The sequence below is a fragment of the Cellulomonas sp. McL0617 genome, assembly GCF_049994875.1.
Classification (GTDB): Bacteria; Actinomycetota; Actinomycetes; order Actinomycetales; family Cellulomonadaceae; genus Cellulomonas.
The window spans coordinates 2,300,219-2,319,319 of record NZ_CP188256.1 but is presented as its reverse complement, the minus strand read 5'-3'; the positions used below and the strand labels follow the sequence as shown (position 1 = coordinate 2,319,319).

The 19,101-nt window shown below is 72.9% G+C and carries 19 protein-coding genes; 14 read left to right on the top strand and 5 right to left on the bottom strand.

The features are described 5' to 3' along the window. Positions 1-4: 4 nt before the first annotated feature. Complete coding sequence (locus ACPPVS_RS10525) at positions 5-790, top strand: lysoplasmalogenase (protein ID WP_426592218.1); 786 nt, start codon at positions 5-7, stop codon at positions 788-790. Here ACPPVS_RS10525 and ACPPVS_RS10520 read toward each other — a convergent pair. Beyond that, positions 762-3,236: a DNA gyrase/topoisomerase IV subunit A gene (locus ACPPVS_RS10520; protein ID WP_426592217.1), complete on the bottom strand. Its 2,475-nt coding sequence runs from the start codon at positions 3,234-3,236 to the stop codon at positions 762-764. The genes ACPPVS_RS10525 and ACPPVS_RS10520 overlap by 29 nt on opposite strands. A 113-nt stretch (positions 3,237-3,349) precedes the next feature. Between ACPPVS_RS10520 and ACPPVS_RS10515 the strand changes: the two genes are divergently transcribed. The 4 genes from ACPPVS_RS10515 to ACPPVS_RS10500 are packed head-to-tail and all read left to right on the top strand — an operon-like array spanning position 3,350 to position 8,524. Then, entirely contained in the window at positions 3,350-6,043 is a 2,694-nt protein-coding gene (locus ACPPVS_RS10515) for a GNAT family N-acetyltransferase (protein WP_426592216.1), read from the top strand. A gap of 38 nt (positions 6,044-6,081) precedes the next feature. Further along, positions 6,082-6,657: a DUF5998 family protein gene (locus tag ACPPVS_RS10510; RefSeq protein ID WP_426592215.1), complete on the top strand. Its 576-nt coding sequence runs from the start codon at positions 6,082-6,084 to the stop codon at positions 6,655-6,657. Then, complete coding sequence (locus ACPPVS_RS10505) at positions 6,654-7,847, top strand: alkaline phosphatase family protein (RefSeq protein ID WP_426592214.1); 1,194 nt, start codon at positions 6,654-6,656, stop codon at positions 7,845-7,847. The genes ACPPVS_RS10510 and ACPPVS_RS10505 overlap by 4 nt, the downstream gene beginning before the upstream one ends. Before the next feature lie 26 nt (positions 7,848-7,873). Then, positions 7,874-8,524 (top strand): thymidine kinase, encoded by a 651-nt coding sequence (locus tag ACPPVS_RS10500; protein WP_426592213.1) that lies wholly within the window; start codon positions 7,874-7,876, stop codon positions 8,522-8,524. 7 nt (positions 8,525-8,531) lie between these two features. On the opposite strand, the gene sepH is transcribed toward ACPPVS_RS10500, so the two are convergent. Then, positions 8,532-9,611, bottom strand: a complete 1,080-nt coding sequence (sepH, locus tag ACPPVS_RS10495; RefSeq protein ID WP_426592212.1) for a septation protein SepH — start codon at positions 9,609-9,611, stop codon at positions 8,532-8,534. Between the two features lie 121 nt (positions 9,612-9,732). On the opposite strand from sepH, the gene ACPPVS_RS10490 reads away from it, so the two are divergent. After that, positions 9,733-10,539, top strand: a complete 807-nt coding sequence (locus tag ACPPVS_RS10490; protein ID WP_426595947.1) for an inositol monophosphatase family protein — start codon at positions 9,733-9,735, stop codon at positions 10,537-10,539. A 163-nt stretch (positions 10,540-10,702) separates the two neighbouring features. Next, positions 10,703-11,002, top strand: coding sequence for a DUF4193 domain-containing protein (locus ACPPVS_RS10485; protein ID WP_028046491.1), 300 nt, complete (start codon positions 10,703-10,705; stop codon positions 11,000-11,002). A gap of 63 nt (positions 11,003-11,065) precedes the next feature. Here the strand turns inward: ACPPVS_RS10485 and ACPPVS_RS10480 are convergent, their stop codons facing one another. Next, positions 11,066-11,551: a DUF3093 domain-containing protein gene (locus ACPPVS_RS10480; RefSeq protein WP_426592211.1), complete on the bottom strand. Its 486-nt coding sequence runs from the start codon at positions 11,549-11,551 to the stop codon at positions 11,066-11,068. Positions 11,552-11,590: 39 nt separating this feature from the next. Here ACPPVS_RS10480 and dut point away from each other — a divergent pair, with 39 nt between their 5' ends. The 4 genes from dut to ACPPVS_RS10460 all read left to right on the top strand — a co-directional run bounded on the left by dut (position 11,591) and on the right by ACPPVS_RS10460 (position 14,045). Beyond that, positions 11,591-12,061, top strand: a complete 471-nt coding sequence (gene dut, locus ACPPVS_RS10475) for a dUTP diphosphatase (RefSeq protein ID WP_426592210.1) — start codon at positions 11,591-11,593, stop codon at positions 12,059-12,061. A 100-nt stretch (positions 12,062-12,161) separates the two neighbouring features. Then, positions 12,162-12,923 carry a DUF3710 domain-containing protein gene (locus tag ACPPVS_RS10470; RefSeq protein WP_426592209.1) on the top strand — a complete coding sequence of 254 codons (762 nt, stop codon included), beginning with the start codon at positions 12,162-12,164 and terminating at the stop codon, positions 12,921-12,923. Further along, entirely contained in the window at positions 12,920-13,288 is a 369-nt protein-coding gene (locus ACPPVS_RS10465) for an OB-fold nucleic acid binding domain-containing protein (RefSeq protein ID WP_426592208.1), read from the top strand. The genes ACPPVS_RS10470 and ACPPVS_RS10465 overlap by 4 nt, the downstream gene beginning before the upstream one ends. Further along, positions 13,281-14,045: a DUF3159 domain-containing protein gene (locus ACPPVS_RS10460; protein ID WP_426592207.1), complete on the top strand. Its 765-nt coding sequence runs from the start codon at positions 13,281-13,283 to the stop codon at positions 14,043-14,045. Before ACPPVS_RS10465 ends, ACPPVS_RS10460 begins: the two co-directional genes overlap by 8 nt. Here the strand turns inward: ACPPVS_RS10460 and ACPPVS_RS10455 are convergent. Together ACPPVS_RS10455 and ACPPVS_RS10450 are read right to left on the bottom strand one after the other, a co-directional pair. After that, positions 13,978-14,652 carry a potassium channel family protein gene (locus ACPPVS_RS10455; protein ID WP_426592206.1) on the bottom strand — a complete coding sequence of 225 codons (675 nt, stop codon included), beginning with the start codon at positions 14,650-14,652 and terminating at the stop codon, positions 13,978-13,980. The genes ACPPVS_RS10460 and ACPPVS_RS10455 overlap by 68 nt on opposite strands. Continuing rightward, entirely contained in the window at positions 14,649-15,299 is a 651-nt protein-coding gene (locus ACPPVS_RS10450) for a potassium channel family protein (RefSeq protein WP_426595946.1), read from the bottom strand. The genes ACPPVS_RS10455 and ACPPVS_RS10450 overlap by 4 nt, the downstream gene beginning before the upstream one ends. A gap of 118 nt (positions 15,300-15,417) precedes the next feature. Between ACPPVS_RS10450 and ACPPVS_RS10445 the strand changes: the two genes are divergently transcribed. From ACPPVS_RS10445 to ACPPVS_RS10435, 3 genes are all read left to right on the top strand, one after another. Beyond that, positions 15,418-17,421, top strand: a complete 2,004-nt coding sequence (locus tag ACPPVS_RS10445; RefSeq protein ID WP_426592205.1) for an APC family permease — start codon at positions 15,418-15,420, stop codon at positions 17,419-17,421. Further along, the gene (locus ACPPVS_RS10440; RefSeq protein ID WP_426592204.1) at positions 17,411-18,679 is read left to right on the top strand and encodes a class I SAM-dependent RNA methyltransferase; all 1,269 of its coding nucleotides are present in this window, start codon (positions 17,411-17,413) and stop codon (positions 18,677-18,679) included. The genes ACPPVS_RS10445 and ACPPVS_RS10440 overlap by 11 nt, the downstream gene beginning before the upstream one ends. 112 nt (positions 18,680-18,791) lie before the next feature. Continuing rightward, complete coding sequence (locus ACPPVS_RS10435) at positions 18,792-18,974, top strand: translation initiation factor 2 (RefSeq protein WP_426592203.1); 183 nt, start codon at positions 18,792-18,794, stop codon at positions 18,972-18,974. Positions 18,975-19,101 lie beyond the last annotated feature (127 nt).

Sequence of the window (19,101 nt, the reverse complement as noted above, 5' to 3'; positions counted from 1 at the left end):
CGTGGTGGGGCGGACGTTGTCCTGGGCCGCACGGATCTGCGTCGTGGCCTTCGGGGCCGTCGCGCTCATCCAGGTGTCGGCCGAGTGGATCGGCGCGCAGCGGGTGGCGCAGGTCGGCCAGTGGGCCCTGATGCCCTTGCTCGCCGGAGCGCTCGTCGCCGCGACGCGGTGGCCCCGGGGGCACCTGGTGAGGTGGGTGCTGGTCGCTCTGGGGTTCTCCTGGCTCGGCGACCTGGTTCCGTCCTTCGTCGGCGACGACACAGCGTTCCTGGTGATGGTCGGCTTCTTCCTGCTCGCCCAGGTGGCCTACGTCGTGGCGTTCGCGCCGGACGCACGCCGGTCCGTGCTGCACCGCCGGCCCGTGCTGCTCGTGCCCTACGCAGCGGTCCTGGTCGCCATGGTCGGGGCCTGCGGGGGAGGCGCGGGATCTCTGCTGATCCCCGTCGCCGTCTACGGCGGATGCCTGACCGCGATGGCGGTCCTGTCCACCGGGGTCGGGCGACCGGCCGGTGTCGGGGGTGCCGTGTTCCTGGTGTCCGACGGGCTGATCGCGCTGAACGAGTTCGTCCCGTCGTTCCACCTGCCCCACCACGACTTCTGGGTCATGCTCACGTACGTCGTCGCCCAGGCGTCGATCGCCACCGCGGTGGTCGGGCGCAACGCGCGGCAGCGTCAGGCGCCCGAGCCGAGACCGCGGCCCGTCGTCGGTCGGCCGGGCATGCCCGACAACGTCGTCTCGATGGTCGACGCGGCGCGGGCGCTCAGCCGACTGCGTGTACCGGCGCGCTGAGCGCCGTCCCGGACATGTCACGCCGTGGGTCGAGCGCGGGCAGCTCGACCGGCTGACCCGCGGACCCGGTCGCCCACGCGGGAGCGACGCCCACCCACGCGAGGATCAGGGCGTCCTCGTTGCGCAGGAACCGGTGGGCGCGCACGCCCCCCGTCGCCCGACCCTTGGCCGGGTAGGCCTCGAACGGGCTGACCTTGGCCGAGCCGGCCTGGGTACCCGGCAGGGCGTCGGAGGCGCCGGCGACGGTCACCACCACGGCCTGCGCGGCCTGGGACGCGAGCACCGCGGCGAACGCGACCACGCGCTGGCCGGCCGCGAGCTTGATCCCGGCCATGCCGCCGGCGGCGCGGCCCTGCGGTCGGACGGCGGACGCGGGGAAGTGCAGCAGCGACGCGTCGGAGGCCACGAGAACGAGCTCGTCGGAGTCGGCGACCGCCACCGCACCGACCACCTCGTCGCCGTCCTTGAGCCCGATCGCCTCCCACGCGTCCCGGTTGCCCGGCACGTCGCCGGACGTGACGCGCTTGACGGTGCCCTGGACGGTGGCCAGCGCCAGCGTCGGTGCGTCCCCGGCCAGCGACGTCAGACCGACCACTCGCTCGCGGGGGAGCAGCGTGACCACCTCGCCCAGGGGCACGCCGCCCGACAGGCTCGGGGTGCCGTCCGTGGGCGGGAGGGCCGGGAGGTCGAGGACCGAGACGCGCACGACCCGGCCCTGTGACGTGACGACGCCGATCTCGGCGCGAGCGGTGGTCAGGACGGTCGCCGAGACGACGTCGTGCTTCGCGCGGCGCGCACCCTCGAGGCGCGCGGGCAGCTCGTCGGCCGCCGTCCGGGCGAGCAGTCCCGTGCCCGAGAGCAGGACCCAGCACGGCGTGTCGGCGATCTCGAGGGGCGCCGCGGCACCCCGCGCGGCCGGCGCGCCCGTGATCGAGGTGCCGCCCGCGGACTCCAGCAGGATCGTGCGCCGGGGCGTGCCGTAGGTGGCGGCGACCTCGGCCATCTCCTCGGAGACGAGCGCCCGCAGCCGGGCGTCGTCGGCCAGGATCTCGCGCAGCTCGGCGATCTCGGCGGCGAGCTGCTCCTGCTCCTTCTCCAGCTCGATCCGGGAGAACCGGGTCAGGCGTCGGAGCCGCAGCTCGAGGATGTACTCGGCCTGCGGCTCGGACAGGTCGAACACGGTGCGCAGTCGGGCGCGAGCGGTGTCCGCGTCGTCGGACGTGCGGATGACCTGGATGACCTCGTCGATGTCGAGGATCGCGACGAGCAGGCCCTCGACGAGGTGCAGGCGCTCGAGACGCTTGGCCAGCCGGAACTCGCTGCGGCGCCGCACGACGACCAGGCGGTGCTCCACCCAGACCACCAGCAGCTCACGCAGCCCGAGCGTGCGCGGCTGTCCGGCGACGAGCGCGACGTTGTTGATGGAGAACGAGTCCTCCAGGGGCGTGAACCGGTACAGCTGCTCCAGCACCGCCTCCGGGACGAATCCCGTCTTGATCTCGATGACCAGACGCAGGCCGTGCGTGCGGTCGGTGAGGTCGATCGCATCCGAGATGCCGGTGAGCTTCTTGGTCTGCACGCCCTCCTTGACCTTCTCGATCACCTTCTCGGGCCCGACACCGTAGGGGAGCTCGGTGATGACGATGCCCTTGCGCTTGGGCGTGACGTTCTCGATGCGGGCCGTCGCGCGCGTGCGGAACGCGCCGCGACCGGTGCGATAGGCGTCGCGCACGCCGTCGAGCCCGACGATCTTGCCGCCCGAGGGCAGGTCCGGGCCGGGCACGAACCGCAGCAGGTCCTCGAGCGTCGCGTCCGGGTGCAGGACGAGGTGCCGCGCGGCCGCGATCACCTCGACCAGGTTGTGCGGCGCCATGTTGGTGGCCATGCCGACCGCGATGCCGGCCGCGCCGTTGACCAGCAGGTTCGGGATCGCGGCGGGGAGGACCTCCGGCTGCGTCAGCTTGTTGTCGTAGTTGGGCACGAAGTCGACGACGTCCTCGTCCAGACCCGTGGTCATGGCCAGCGCGGCCGGCGCCATCCGCGCCTCGGTGTACCGGGGTGCGGCCGGTCCGTCGTCGAGCGAGCCGAAGTTGCCGTGGCCGTCGATCAGCGGCAGCCGCAGCGAGAACGGCTGGGCCAGGCGGACCATGGCGTCGTAGATCGCCGTGTCGCCGTGCGGGTGCAGCCGGCCCATGACGTCGCCGACGACACGCGCCGACTTCACGTACGGGCGGTCCGGGCGCAGGCCCATCTCGGACATCTGGAAGAGGATGCGGCGTTGCACGGGCTTGAGGCCGTCGCGGGCGTCAGGCAGGGCTCGGGAGTAGATGACCGAGTAGGCGTACTCGAGGAACGAGCCCTCCATCTCGGTGGCGACGTCGATGTCGACGATGTGTTCGACGACGTCGTCGGGCGGGACGTCAGGGGTCGCGGGGCGACGCGCCATCGTTGGTGCTCCTCGGGGCAGGACTGCGGTGCGGCGACCATTGTGGACCGTGGACCCGCGCGGCGGGCCGCGACAGGCCGCGGCGCGCAGGGGGCCGCACTAACCTGCAGGACATGGAAGACGTCGCCGACGAAGCCGACGAGCATCCCGCGTACCCGGCCGGGTGGGAGGCGGACGTCGTGCTGCACGACGGGTCCACGACGCACGTCCGACCGATCCGGCCGACGGATGCGGATGCTCTGCAGGCCTTCCACGTCAGCCAGTCCGAGCGATCGATCTACCTGCGGTTCTTCGCTGCGATGGAGCGGCTGTCCGAGCGGGACCTGCAGCGGTTGGTGACGGTCGACCACGCCGACCGGGTGGCGCTCGTGGCGGTCGCGGACGTCGACGGGGCCGAGCACATCATCGGCGTCGCGCGGTACGACCGGATCGACGACGACGACGCGGAGGTCGCGTTCAACGTCGCCGACGCGCACCAGGGCCGCGGCGTCGGGTCGGTGCTGCTCGAGCACCTCGCCGCGGCCGCCCGCGAGCGCGGGGTCGGCCGGTTCGTGGCGGAGGTCCTGCCCCAGAACGGCCGCATGATCTCGGTCTTCCGGGAGGCGGGCTACGTGGTCGAGCAGCGCACCGAGGACGGGATCGTCGCGCTGAGCTTCGACATCGACCCGACGGACCGGTCGCTCGCCGTGATGGCCGACCGCGAGCACCGGGCCGAGGCCCGCTCGGTGCGGCAGCTGCTCGAAGCGCTGTCGGTGGTGGTGGTCGGGCCCGGCGTCGCCGACCAGACACTGGTCGGTCGGCTCGCCGCCGCGGTGCTCCGTGACCTGCGCGCGGGCGATGCCGAGCTCGTGGTCCACGCCGTGGGTATCCCGGGCGCGCCGTCGGTCGCCCTGGTCGACGTTCTCGGGCCGGTCGAGCTGGCGGTCGTCGCCGTGCCGTCGGACGCCGCGGTCGGCACGGTCCGGGACCTTGCCCGGCTCGGGGTCCGGGGCGTCGTGCTGCTGTCCGCCGGCTTTGCCGAGGACGGACCGGACGGCGTCGAGCGGCAGCGGGAGCTGCTCCGCGTCGCCCACGGCGCCGGGATGCGCATCGTCGGTCCGGGGTCGTTCGGGCTGCTGGCGCACCGCCGCGGTGCCCTGCTGAACGCCTCGCTGGCCCAGGTGCCGCCGGCGGAGGGGCGGATCGGGCTGTTCTGCCAGTCCGCCCCCATGGCCGTGGCGCTGCTCGCGGCGGTGCGCCGGCGGGGGATCGGGCTGTCCGAGTTCGTCTCGGCGGGGCATCGCGCCGACGTGTCGGGCAACGACCTCATGCAGTTCTGGGCGGATGACGAGGGCACGGACGTCGTCGGCCTGTACCTGGAGTCGATCGGCAACCCCCGCAAGTTCTCCCGCGTGGCTCGCCGGCTGTCGCAGCTCAAACCGGTCGTCGTCGTGACGGCTGGGCGGTCCGGCCAGGTGGTCCCGCCCGGACACGCCGTCCGGGCTACACACGCACCGCCTCGGACGCTCGCCGAGATGCTGCGGCAGGCGGGTGTCGTCCGCGTCGACAACACCCACCAGCTCCTGGACGTCGCGCAGGTGCTCGCGCACCAGCCGCTGCCGGCGGGTCGGCGCACGGCGATCCTGGCCAGCTCCGCCTCGATCGCGACGTTGGTCGCGGAGGCGGCGACCGCGGCCGGGCTGGTCGTGTCGGGGCAGGTGGTCCTGCTGGCGGAGGACGCGTCGGCGCCGCGGGTCCGCGACGCGGTGGCCGCGCTGTATGCCGACCCCGACAGCGACGTCGTCGTCGCCGTGCGCATCCCGACCGTGGGCGGACCCGACCCGGTCCTGCAGGCGGAGCTCGCCGGCGCGGCCGCACGGACCGGCCGCACGACGGTGGCGTGCATGGACCAGCTGCACGGCCTGACGCCGGAGCTGACGGCGACCGACGACGCCGACCGGCCGTGGACCGTACCCGCGTACAGCACGCCCGAGGACGCGGCACTGGCGCTCGGCCGGGCCGCGCGGTACGCGCAGTGGCGGTCCGGGGACCGGGGGCTCCCGCTGCACCCCAGCGGTGTCGACACCCGTTCCGCACGGCGGCTGGTCGCGGGCTGGGTAGCACCGGACGGCGGCGCCCGCGCGCTCGACGCCGAGCAGGTCGCGGCCCTGCTCGCCACGATCGGGGTCCGGGTGGTGCCGTCCTTCCCGGTGCGGGACGCCGACGAGGCGGTCGCCGTCGCCGAGCGGATCGGCTGGCCCGTCGCGCTCAAGACGACCGTCCCGGCGATGCGGCACCGGGCGGATCTGGGTGGCGTCCGGCTGGACGTCGCCGACGAGGCCGAGCTGCGCGGCGACGTGAGCGAGGTGCTGGCGCTCGCGGACGCGTTCGGGGCGGCCGGCGACGGACCCCCGCTCGAGGTCCAGGCGATGGCGCCGCACGGGTCGGCGTGCGTGGTGCGGTCCGCGGAGGACCCGCTCTTCGGCCCGATCATCAGCTTCGGGCTGGCCGGGGACGCGTCAGACCTGCTCGGCGACGTCACCTACGGCGTGCCGCCGCTCACCGACGTCGATGTCGCCGAGCTCGTGCGGTCCGCCCGGGCGGCCCCGCGCCTGTTCGGGTACCGCGGGCTGCCGGCGCTGGACGTCGGCGCGCTCGAGGAGCTCATCGCGCGCGTCGCGGTCCTGGCCGACGACCTGCCCGAGCTGCGCTCGCTCGAGCTCAACCCGGTTGTCGTCTCCGAGCACGGGGCGGTCGTGCTCGGCGCGCGCGCCTCCGTGGCCCACGCCGACCGCGCCGACGCGACCCGGAGGCTGTCATCCACATGAGCAGCCCGCGCGGTCGTCACGAGTGGGAGGATGTCCTGGTGTCTGCTCCCTCCACCGACCTGCGCGTCGACCTCCACCGTGCCGGCTACTACCCGGAGCTCGTCAGCGACGTCCTCGACGTGGCGCTCGCGGACGAGGACGTCGTCGCACACCTGGTCCACCCCGAGACCACGTTCGACGCCGCCGAGGTGCGCCGCCACGTCACCGTCCTCGTCCTGACCCCGACGCGGCTCGTGGTCGCCCATGTGGACGACCACCCCGCCGACTCGGAGCACCCCTCGGCCAGCGCATCGGCCACCACGGAGGCGGTCCCGCTCGCCGAGCTGAAGTCGGTCGCGCTCACCCACGTGGTCGGGCAGCCCGACAAGCACAAGGCCGGCACGGGCGCGTCCGAGCTCACGCTCGTGATCGGTTGGGGAGCCGTCTCGCGCGTCGACCTCGAACCCGCCACCTGCGGCGACCCGAGCTGCGACGCCGACCACGGGCTGACGGGCACGCTCGCCCCGGACGACGTCGTGGTCCGGGTCAGCGCGCTCGCGGAGGGCGCCGACTCGGTCCGCGCCGCGACGACGTTCGCCCGGCAGCTCTCGGCGGCCAGCGCCCGCGCCCGATGACCGACCTCGAGTCGGTCCTCACGACCGCGTCGTCGGAGGCGCTCGCCGCGTTCGCGACGGCGGACCTGGTCGCGCCGAGCTCCGCGTACCCGTGCCTGGGCAACGTCCTGCCGGCCGTGGGTGGCTCGCTGGGCGTCGACCTGCCCGGTGCCGCGCAGTCGCAGGAGCTCCTGGGCCTGCCGGCAGCGTCGCGCGTGTGCGTCGTTCTCGTCGACGGCCTCGGCTACGCCAACCTGTCCGAGCGCGCGGGTCACGCGCCGTTCCTGCGCCGGCAGCTGGGTGCGTCGACGCCGCTGACCAGCACGTTCCCGTCCACGACCGCCACCGCGATGGGCACGTTCGGGGTCGGCGTCCCGCCCGGTCGCACGGGGATGCTGGGCTACACGGTGCGTGACCCCGCCACCGGCCTGCTGGGCAACCTCGTGAGCTGGACCGGTCTACCTCCCGCCCGCGAGTGGCAGCGCGAGCCCACGGTCTTCGAGCGCCTCACGGATGCCGGCGTCAGCGTGACGAGCATCGGTCCCGCGCGGTTCGCGGGGTCCGGCCTGACCGAGGCGGCGCTGCGGGGGCCGGTGTACGTGCGGGCGGAGTCGCTCGCGGACCGCGTCGACGCCACCGTCGCTGTCCTGCGCTCGCCCGGTGTCGCGTACCTGTACTGGGGTGACGTCGACAAGGCCGGCCACCGCAACGGCTGGGGCTCGCTGCAGTGGGGCGACGCGCTGGCCGAGCTGGACGCCGAGCTCGGGCGCCTCGCCCGCAGCCTGCCGCGGGACGCGCTGCTCCTGGTGACGGCGGACCACGGCATGGTCGATGTCGACCTGAGCCAGCGCTGGGACCTGGCCACCCACCCCGCGCTCGGAGCCGGGGTGGAGCTCGCCGCGGGGGAGCCGCGGGCGCTGCACCTGCACCTCGCGGCCGGCACGGACCCGCAGGACGTCGCAGGACGATGGCGCGACGTGCTCGGGTCCGCGGCTGTCGTCGCCACGCGCGACGAGGCGTCCGACCAGGGCTGGTTCGGCGAGGTGGCCGACCACGTGGCGCCCGTCATCGGAGACGTCGTCGTCGCCATGACCGGGCGCGCGACCGTCGTGGACTCGGCGACGCAGACACCTGCCTCGCTGGAGCTGATCGGCGTGCACGGCTCGCTGACGCGTCACGAGATGCTCGTGCCGTGCGTCGTCGTCGCATGAGCGGCCCGAAGGGCGGTGCCTGACCGGTGGCCGAGCTGGTCTTCTTCTCCGGCACGATGGACTGCGGCAAGTCCACGCTCGCGCTCCAGATGCACCACAACCACGCTGCCCGCGGCCGCGACGGCGTCCTGTTCACGCGGCAGGACCGCGCGGGGAAGGCGGTCATCTCGTCGCGGCTCGGCCTGACGCAGGGCGCCCACGAGGTCGAGGACGCGACCGACTTCTGGGCCGACGTCATCGCGCGGCGCACGCACGGGCACCCGGTCGACTACCTGATCGGCGACGAGGCGCAGTTCTACACGGCGCTGCAGGTCGAGCAGCTGGCGCGGGTGGTCGACGAGCTCGGCGTGGACGTGTTCGCGTTCGGCATCTCGACCGACTTCCGTGCCCGCCTGTTCCCGGGCGCGGCCCGGCTGGTCGAGCTGGCGGACCGGGTCGAGGTGCTGCAGGTCATGGCGCTGTGCTGGTGCGGCGCCCGCGCCACCCACAACGCGCGGACGGTCGGCGGCGCGATGGTGGTCGAGGGTGCGCAGGTGGTCGTCGGCGACGTCGACTCGGGTGCCGACGAGGTCGGGTACGAGGTGCTCTGTCGGCGCCACCACATGCGACGGATGACCGCCGCGGCGGCTCGTGCCTCGTCGCCCTCGATGCAGACCCTCGACTTCGAGACCGGCTGACCGGCACCTACTCCGGCTTGGCCCCGAAGACGATCTCGTCCCAGCTGGGGACCTTGGCACGCCCGCGCCGCGCGGCCCGAGGACGGTCGCCGTGGGCCTCGTGGCCCTCGTGGCCCTCGTGGTCGTCCTGGTCGGACGTGTTTGCGGCGGCCAGTGCGATCGCGGTGGGCACCCTGACGGGCACCGGATAGACGACCGCCTCCTGGGCGGGGTCGGCGTCCTGCGGGTGTGCACCGGGAGCCTCGACGTCGGGACGGCCGAAGTCGAACGCGTGCTGCGGCCCGAAGCCCTCGAACTCCTCGGTGTCCTCGTCGTCGAGCTCGAGGGCCTGCCGCACCCCGCGACGGTCGCGCAGGTCGTCCAGCAGCGCGGCGGTCTGGTCCAGCGGGTCGCTCGGCGCGGGCTCGGGCTGCGGCTCGACGACGGTGGCGCTGGTGGTGCGCACCGTCGTGCCGTCGGGCTGGAAGTCGAACACGACGTCCCGGACGGCCGCGAGGTGCCGGCGCGACACCGGCTCGTCCGGGAGCTCCGTCTCGGACAGCCAGCGTGCCTCGTCCTCGTCGGCGACGACGGTCCGCTTCGACGCGTCGAAGGTCCACCGGGCCTCCCGTTCGGAGTCGTCGACCGTGAACCGCGCCAGGACCACCCAGGGACCGTTGGCGTCGCGGGCGGAGTCCCAGGCGAGCGAAGCGAGGTCGACGCCGCGGGCCGCCAGCCGGTCGGTGACGAGGTCGCCGAGAAGGGGTGCTCCGGTCTCTCGACCGACACGGGTACCGCGAGCCTGTTCGGCGACGTGCTCGCGCTCCGCCAGGACGGGCCCCTCGTAGCGGCGGACCCGTTCGACGGGCAGGCCCGCCGAGTCGGCGACCTCCTGCGTCGTCGCGCCGGCGCGGATGCGGGCCTGGATCTCCCGGGGGCTCAGGGTGCCGGCGTTCTCGGCGCGCAGCTGCTCGAGCTGCGGCCGGTCGCGGCGCACGGCAGCGCGCAGCGGCTCGTCGATCCGCAACCGGAATCGTGCACCGTCCGGACCCACCAGGACGAGATGTTCCCCGTCCTCGTGCAGACCCACCAGCTCGAGCTCAGCCATTCGACCTCCCAGTACCTCGGGACGAGAGTGCCACCGATCCGGTCCGGAGCCGTGGACCCTGGGCGGTGTGCCGCGCGGACGCTGCCAGGATGTGCGGGTGACCGACGAGATCCGCACGCTCATGCACGTCGCCCAGACCGTCGCCCGCGAGGCCGGCGAGCTGGTCCGCGCGGGACGTGAGGGGGAGGTGTCGGTCGCGGGGACCAAGTCCAGCGCGCAGGACGTGGTCACGGCGATGGACCTGGCCTCCGAGGCGTTGCTGCGACGGCGGCTCGCCGAGCTCCGGCCCGACGACGGCCTGCTCGGCGAGGAGGGCTCGTTGACGCCGGGCTCGTCGGGCGTCTGGTGGGTGGTCGACCCGATCGACGGCACCGTGAACTACCTCTACGGGCTGCCCGCGTACGCCGTGTCCGTCGCGGCGGTGCGGTCGCCGGTCGGCACGTCACCGGACCCCGCGACGTGGACCGTGCTGGCCGGCTGCGTGCTCGCCCCGAAGGACGGCCGGGTCTTCCTGGCCGGCCTCGGGCAGGGCGCCACGCTCGACGGCCGGACGTTGCAGGTCAACGAACCGCAGCCGCTGATCGGTTGCCTCGTCGGCACCGGCTTCGGCTACGTCGCGGCCCGGAGGCGCAACCAGGCACGGGTGGTGGCGGGTCTGCTGCCGCAGGTACGTGACATCCGTCGCATCGGGTCGGCGGCGCTCGACCTGTGCACGTTGGCGTCCGGGGGCCTCGACCTCTACTACGAGCGCGGTCTGCAGCCGTGGGACCTGGCGGCCGGTTCGCTCGTCGCACAGGAGGCCGGTGCCGTGGTCACGGGCCTGCGCGGGCACCGGGCGGGCGAGGCCATGACCGTCGCCGGTCCCCCCGGGCGCGTCGAGGAGCTGGTGGCCTACCTCGAGGCATCCGACGCTGACCAGGACAGTTGACCAACGGGCCTGATCAGGCAGATGTCCTGTCACTGTTCGCGCATCCGGCGGATCTGGTGCAGAATCCCACCCGCGACCGGGAACAAAACGCATTCGCTGCGCATTGATCCCGCGTACGAAGAGATATCCCGAGCACCACAAGACCCGGAGTGTGACGCCAGACATGGCTACCGACTACGACGCCCCGCGCAAGACCGAGGAGGACCTGAGCGAGGACTCGCTCCAGGAGCTCCAGGCCCGGCGGTCCGACAAGAACTCGGGCGTGGTGGACGAGGACGAGACCGAGGCGGCCGAAGGGTTCGAGCTCCCCGGAGCGGACCTGTCGGGCGAAGAGCTCTCCGTGCGCGTGCTGCCCCGTCAGGCTGACGAGTTCACCTGCTCGAGCTGCTTCCTCGTGCACCACCGCAGCCAGCTCGCCTACGAGCGTGACGGGCACCCCGTCTGCTCCGAGTGCGCCGCCTGACGCGTTCACCCACCTGACCTGACGACGGCCGGTCGCCCCCACGGGGCGGCCGGCCGTCCTGGTTCACGATCCCGTCAGGGCAGCCGCCAGCGCGACGGGATGACGCGTCGAGACGATCCAGTACGGCGTCGGGTCCAGCGGGTCCACCAGGTCGACCCGGACGGCGGTGTGGATCCAACCGCGCTGGCACAGGTACGCGCGGGCGTCGAGGCGCGGGCCCAGCTCGGTCCGGGTCGCCGCCGCGTCGAGTGCCACCGCGCCGCCGACGAGGCGGAGGGGGATCTGTGCAGGACCGGCCTGCAGCGAGGTGCCGTCGACGCGCACGGGCGGCGCCGTGGCGACGAGCGCGAGCGCACCGGCGACGACCACGACCACGCCGAGCCCGACCGCCAGCCGGACGTCGACCGGGTAGAACGCGATCACCATCATCAGCGCGAACACGACCAGGAGGACCCAACCGAGCGGACCGAGGGTGAGCCGCTCGGAGTAGACGGTGCTCGTCGGAGGGACGGGTGCGGGCAGCGCGGAGCCGCCAGGAACATCGGGCATGCCCACAGCATCCCACCCGGGCCGGTAGGGTCTGGCCCCGTGACGGCCGACCACAGCCCCGAGGTCCTGCTCCAGCTCCTGGAGCCGGACCTGCCCGAACCCTCGTACGCGCATCCCGGCGACGCAGGCGCGGACCTGGTCACGCGCATCGACGTCGTGATCCCGCCGCAGGGCCGGGTGACGGTGCCGACCGGTGTCGCGATCGCCCTGCCCGACGGGTACGCGGCGTTCGTCCACCCCCGGTCCGGGCTTGCCATGCGGCACGGGCTGACCATCGTCAACGCGCCGGGCACGGTCGACGCGGGCTACCGGGGCGAGATCGCGGTGACGCTGCTCAACACGGACGTCGAGCACGCTCTCGAGCTGCATCGCGGCGACCGGATCGCGCAGCTGGTGATCCAGCGCGTCGAGCGCGTGCGGTTCGTGGCGGTCGAGCACCTGCCCGGATCGCACCGCGGCGCGGGCGGCTTCGGGTCCAGCGGAGGGTGGAAGGCGGCTCCGGCGGGCTAGGAGCGGGACTACTGTCGTGGAGTAGGCACAGTCGAAGGGTCTGCGCACCGCAGGCACGAACGCGCGTCGCAGTACGCGCGTCCAGGAGGAGTGAGCGAACGTGGGTCTGTTCCGACGTGGTGGGAAGGATTCCACCACCGATGAGGCGAGCGCCGTCGACGCAGCGGTCGACGAGGCGGTCGACGGCGAGACCGAGGAGATCGACGAGCTCGACGAGGTGGTCGACGTCGTCGCCGAGCCGTTCGAGCGCACCGGGGGTCCGTGGGACTCCGCCGAGGTGACCGACGACATCGCGCTGGTGGACCTCGGCGCGATCAAGCTTCCCGGCGTCCAGGGCATGGAGCTGCGGATGGAGATCGACAAGGCGACGGACACCGTCTCGGCCGCGTCGGTCATGCTCGACGGTTCCTCCCTGCAGGTGCAGGCGTTCGCGGCGCCGAGGACCGACGGGATCTGGGACGAGATCCGCGGCGAGATCGCCGAGTCGGTGACGCAGCAGGGCGGCTCTGTCGACGACCTGCCCGGCCCGTTCGGCCGCGAGCTGCTCGCGCGGCTCCCCATCCGTACCCCCGAGGGGCGCACAGGCCACCGGCCGGCCCGGTTCATCGGCGCCGACGGTCCCCGCTGGTTCGTCCGCGGTGTCCTCACGGGACGCGCCGCCGTCGACCCGGCCGCGGCCGCGCCGCTGGAGAAGGTGTTCGCGGGCATCGTCGTCGTGCGCGGCACCGACGCCCGCGCCCCCCGCGACCTGCTGACGCTCACGCTGCCCGGACCGGCCAACCCGGAGCTCACGCCGTCGGAGCCCGAGACGCCCAGCTTCGACCCGCTGACCCGCGGACCCGAGATCACGGAGATCCGATGAGCATCAAGGAACGCCTGAAGATGGCGGTCGCGTCGCAGGAGCAGATCGAGGCCGACGAGGAGCGCCAGGACGCGCACCGGTCGGTCGGTTGCACGCCCGTCGACCAGCTGAGCAACCGGTCGCGCGCCAGCGTGTCCGGCGTGATCCGCTCGGTCACGTTGCGCCCGCGCGAGGGCGTGCCGGCCCTCGAGGCCGAGCTGTACGACGGCAGCGGGTCGCTGGACCTCGTCTGGCTCGGTCGGCGGGAGATCGCCGGCATCGCCCCCGGTCGCCGGCTCAAGATCGAGGGTCTCGTCTGTCTCGTCGACGGCCGGCGGACCGTGTTCAACCCGCGCTACGAGCTCCGGCCGCGCCCCGGTGAGTGAGCAGCACGCGGACGCAGACCCGGTCGACGGAGCGCTCGACGCGATCGACGACCTCGTCCAGCCCGAGGAGGGCGGTCTGCGCGGCGTCCGCGCGCTCACGGCCGACGAGTTCTCCGCCAAGGACGTGGTCGGCGGGACGCGTGGGGTCGTCGAGTCGGTCGCACCCGGCCTGTTGTTCGTCGTCGTGTACCTCGCCACCGGACAGACCCTCAAGCCGGCCCTGATCGCCGCCGGGGCGGCCGCGGTGATCGCGGTGGTCGTGCGGCTGGTGCAGCGCACGCCAGTCACGCAGGCGTTCTCGGGACTGCTCGGCGTCGGCATCGGCGTGTTCTGGGCGTGGAAGACCGGCGACGCCAACGACTACTTCGCGTACGGGCTGTGGGTCAACGTCGCCTACTTCCTGGCGACGCTGCTCTCGATCGTCATCGGCTGGCCCGTCGTCGGGCTCGTGATGGGGCTGTTCCGGCCGGAGGGCCCGTTGTCGAGCGACGGGAGCTGGAGCGCGGCGGTCGCCTGGCGGCAGGACCGGGCGCTGCGACGCCGCTACGCGCTCGCCACGTGGCCGTTGGTGGCCCTGTTCGGGGTCCGCCTGGCGGTCCAGGTGCCCCTGTACTTCGCGTCCGAGACGGGCTGGCTCGGCACCGCCAAGCTCGTGATGGGGATCCCCGGCACGGCGCTCGCGCTCTGGATCAGCTGGCTGCTGGTCCGCGGGTCAACAAAGCTTCCAGCTCAGACTCGTCCGCATCCCGCCCCGTGACGAACAGCAACTCGTCGCGACCCTCGAGGGTGTCGTCGGCGCTGGGGGCGATCGGCCGGGTGTCGCGCACGATCGCGGCGAGAACGGTGTCGGCCGGCCACTGGATCTGACCGACGCGGACGCCGGCCAGCGGCGACCCCTCGGGAAGAGTCAGCTCGAGGATGTCGGCGCGCGACTGGTGGAACGTGAAGATCCGCACCAGGTCGCCCACGGTCACGGCCTCCTCGACCATCGCCGTCATGATGCGCGGCGTCGAGACGGCGACGTCCACGCCCCACGCCTCGTCGAACATCCACTCGTTCTTCGGGTTGTTCACGCGGGCGACCGTGCGCGGCACCCCGAACTCGGTCTTGGCCAGCAGCGAGATGACCAGGTTGGCCTTGTCGTCGCCGGTGGCGGCGACGACCACGTCGGCCTCGTCGGCCTTGACCTGGCGCAGCGTCGGCAGCTCGCACGCGTCGGCGAGCAGCCAGTCGGCGTCGGCGACCTGCGACACGCGCATGGCCGACGGCTGCCGGTCGATCAGGGTGACCTCGTGCCCGTGGCCGAGCAGCTCACGCGCGATGGACCGGCCGACGGACCCGGCTCCCGCGATGACGACCCTCACTGGGACACCGCCGGGGGACTCGTGAGGATGCGTTCGACCAGGGCGGTCTCCGCGGCGAGGAGCAGCACGTGCACGGTGTCGTTCTCCTGCAGGACGGTGGTCGACGTGGGCAGGATGCCTTCGCCGTAGCGCGTGACGTAGGCGACCCGGGCCCCGCTGGCCTCCTCGAGGGCGCGCAGCGGCTTGCCCACCCAGCCCTCGTGGATGTCGATCTGGGAGAGCTGGATCTTGCCCGAGTAGTCGCGGTACTCGTCGGTGGCACCCATGGGCAGCAGGCGGCGCAGCACCTGGAAGGCGGTCCACCGCACGGTCGCGACCGTGGGGATGCCGAGGCGCTGGTAGATCTCGGCGCGGTGCGGGTCGTAGATGCGGGCGACCACGTTCTCGATGCCGAACGTCTCGCGGACCACGCGCGCGGCCAGGATGTTCGAGTTGTCGCCGTCGGAGACCGCCGCGAAGGCGAACGCGTCCTCGATGCCGGCCTGCGTGAGCGTGTCGCGGTCGAACCCCAGCCCGGTGACCTTGTTGCCCTCGAAGCTCGGGTCGAGGCGTCGGAACGCTTCCGGGTTCTGGTCGATGACGGACACCGAGTGCCCGTGTTCCTCGAGGTTCTGCGCCAGCGAGGCGCCGACCCGGCCGCAGCCCATGATCACGAAGTGCACAGTGCGCACGCTATACGTCCGGGCGGGGTCCGTGAGACCCGGATCCAGATGGGTCGTGCGTCGGTGGTGTCAGTGGCCCCGGAGCCGCCTAGCATGAGCCATCGTGTCGGACCTCTCGGATGCCGCCAAACGCCTGCTGCTCGGACGCCCCGTCCGCAGCGACCGGCTCGGCCACACCCTCATCCCCAAGCGCATCGCGCTGCCCGTGTTCGCCTCGGACGCGCTCTCGTCGGTGGCGTACGCGCCCGACGAGATCCTGCTGACCCTGTCGCTGGCCGGCGCGTCGGCCCTGGTGATCTCGCCGTGGGTCGGGCTCGCCGTCGCGTTCGTGATGCTCGTCGTGGTCGCGTCCTACCGGCAGAACGTGCACGCCTACCCGTCGGGCGGCGGTGACTACGAGGTCGCGACCACCAACCTCGGCCCCACCGCCGGCGTCACCGTGGCCAGCGCGCTGCTCGTCGACTACGTGCTCACCGTCGCGGTGTCGATCTCGTCGGGGGCGCAGTACGCGGCCACAGCCTTTCCGCCACTGCGCGGCCACGAGGCGGCGTTCGCCGTCGGGCTCGTCATCCTCCTGACCGTCGCCAACCTGCGCGGGGTCAAGGAGTCGGGGACGCTGTTCGCCATCCCGGTCTACATGTTCATGTTCGCGATCGGCGCGGTCGCGATCGTGGGCGCGATCCAGTTCCTCACGGGCAACCTCGCGATGGCGGAGAGCGCACAGCTGCAGCTGTTGCCCGGGTCGGGCCTCAACGAGGGTGTCTCCGGGCTCGCCGGGTTCTTCCTCATCCTGCGCGCCTTTGCGTCCGGCTGTGCCGCCCTGACCGGCGTCGAGGCCATCAGCAACGGCGTCCCGGCGTTCAAGAAGCCGAAGTCGAAGAACGCGGCGACGACGCTGGCCCTGCTCGGCGGGATCTCGGTCACCATGATCTTGTCGATCCTGCTGCTCGCGCGGGCCACCCACGTGACGTTCGCCGACGACCCGATGACCCAGCTGACCCGCAACGGGCAGCCGGTCGAGGCCACCTACATCCAGCACCCCGTCATCAGCCAGATCTCGACCGCCGTGTTCCACGACGTCCCGTGGATGGCGGTCATCGTCTCGATCGTCACCGGCCTCATCCTCATCCTGGCCGCCAACACCGCGTTCAACGGCTTCCCCGTGCTCGGCTCGATCCTGGCGCGCGACGGCTTCCTGCCCCGCCAGCTGCACACCCGCGGCGACCGGCTCGCGTTCTCCAACGGCATCGTGACCTTGGCGCTCGCCGCGATCGCGCTCATCATCGCGTTCGACGCCGAGGTCACCCGACTGATCCAGCTGTACATCGTGGGCGTCTTCGTGTCGTTCACGGTCAGCCAGTTCGGCATGATCAAGCACTGGGGTCGGCACCTGCGCACCGAGGCCGACCCGGCCGAGCGCGCCCGGATGATGCGGTCGCGGGTGATCAACACCATCGGCTTCATCATGACGGCGACCGTGCTCGTGGTCGTCCTCATCACCAAGTTCACGCACGGCGCCTGGATCGCGATCCTGGCCATGGCGATCGTGTTCGCGCTCATGCAGTCGATCCACCGGCACTACGCGCAGGTCCGCGCCGAGCTGGCGCTGGGTGCCGACGCCGCCTCCGCCCGCGCGCTCCCCAGCCGCGTGCACGCCATCGTCCTGGTCAGTCACCTGCACCGGCCCACGATGCGCGCCCTCTCCTACGCCCGGGCGTCGCGGCCGCAGATCCTGGAGGCCCTCACGGTCGGCGTCGACCCCGAGGACGTCGAGGCGCTGCGCGCCCAGTGGGAGGAGCTGGCGATCCCCGTGCCGCTGCGCGTGCTCGACTCGCCGTTCCGCGAGATCACGCGCCCGGTGCTGACGTACGTCCGCTCCATCCGTCGCGACAGCCCCCGCGACCTCGTCGTGGTCTACATCCCGGAGTACGTCGTCGGGCACTGGTGGGAGCAGCTGCTGCACAACCAGAGCGCCCTGCGCCTGAAGGGCCGGCTGCTGTTCACGCCGGGCGTCGTCGTCGCCTCCGTGCCCTGGCAGCTGGCGTCCACCGAGGGGCAGACGGGGCTCGAGGACCCGGTCCGGGGTACCGTTCCGCGTGGCTACTGACCCTGAAGCGTCCCTGCGCAACGACCTGATCGAGCTCGAGATCGGGCCCGTCGCGCACGGCGGCCACTGTGTCGCCCGGCACGAGGGTCGGGTCGTCTTCGTCCGGCACACGTTGCCGGGCGAGCGGGTCCGCGCACGGCTGACGGACCACGGCGACGCGGCGAAGTTCTGGCGGGCCGACGCCGTCGAGGTCCTGGACGCGTCGCCCGACCGCGTCGAGTCGGCTTGGCCGGCCGCCGGTCCCGGTGGCGTCGGCGGAGGTGAGCTGGCTCATGTGTCGCTGACCGGGCAGCGCGCCTGGAAGAAGGCGGTCCTGGCCGAGCAGCTGCAGCGCCTGGCCAGGCTCGACCTCGACGTCCCCGTGCAGGCGGCACCGGGCGACGACGAGCGCGGCGGCCTCGGCTGGCGCACCCGCATCGACCTCGTGGCCGACGCCGAGGGGCGCGCGGGGATGCACGGCTTCCGCTCGCACACGATCAAGATCCTCGACTCGATGCCGCTCGCCAGTGACGCGATCGCGGCGCTGGACCTGTTCGGGCGGCGCTGGACCGCGGGCGCGCGCGTCGAGGCGATCGCGCCGTCGAGCGGCGACGCCCCGATGGTGCTCGTCGACGACGCGCCCTACGACCTGGGCCGCGGCCGCATGGACGGCAGGACCAACGCCCGCACCGCCGTGCGCGAGCACGTGCAGGTGGGGGAGCGCGGGTACAGCTTCCGCGTGGCCGGCGCCGGGTTCTGGCAGGTCCACCGGGAGGCGCCCGAGCTTCTGGTCAAGGCGGTGCTCGCGGGCCTCGGCGACGTCGACGGTGCCGCGGTGCTCGACCTGTACTCGGGGTCCGGCCTGTTCACCGCCCCGTTGTCCGACGCCGTCGGCGAGACCGGTGAGGTCGTCTCGGTCGAAGGCGACGCCCGGGCGGTCAAGGACGCCCGCCGGAACCTGTTCGACCGCGCCAACGTCGAGATGCACGCCGGCGACGTGGCGAAGGTGCTCACGGGTCGCGAGGATGCGGACTCGGACGTCGTGCACGCGGACGCGGTCGTGCTGGACCCGCCGCGCACGGGGGCGGGTCGCGCGGTCGTCGCGGGCATCACCGCCCTGCGTCCGGAGCGCGTGGTCTATGTCGCGTGCGACCCGGCAGCCCTGGCCCGCGACATCGCCCTGTTCGCCGCCGACGGGTACGGGTTGACCGACCTGCAGGCCTACGACCTGTTCCCGATGACGCACCACCTGGAGTCGGTCGCGGTCTTCACCCGCTGAGCCGGGCGCGTACCCGCGCACCGGCGTGCACGCCAGCGCTGCGCGGGTCCGGACGCGGGACTAGCGTGGAACGGAAGCCGGTCCTCTGCGGTCCGGCGGGAGGAGCAGGCCGATGAGTGACAAGGACGCGCACAGCCGGCTGGCCGAGGCGAGGAGGGTGGCCACGCAGGAGCTGTTCAAGCAGGGCACACCCGACTACGACCCGCGGGCGCACCAGAGGGCGGTCGAGGCGCAGCACAAGGCCCAGGTGGCTCTGGATTCGGAAAGAGCTGCGGAGCATCCCGACGCGGATTGATCCGACATCGACCCTCGTCGTGAGACGAGGGTCGATCTGCGTGCAACCGGCCGCCGGAGCATGTATCTTGATGTCGAGATAAATTGCGACCCGCGCCCCGTAGGGTGACAGGACGCACTCGCCAGCC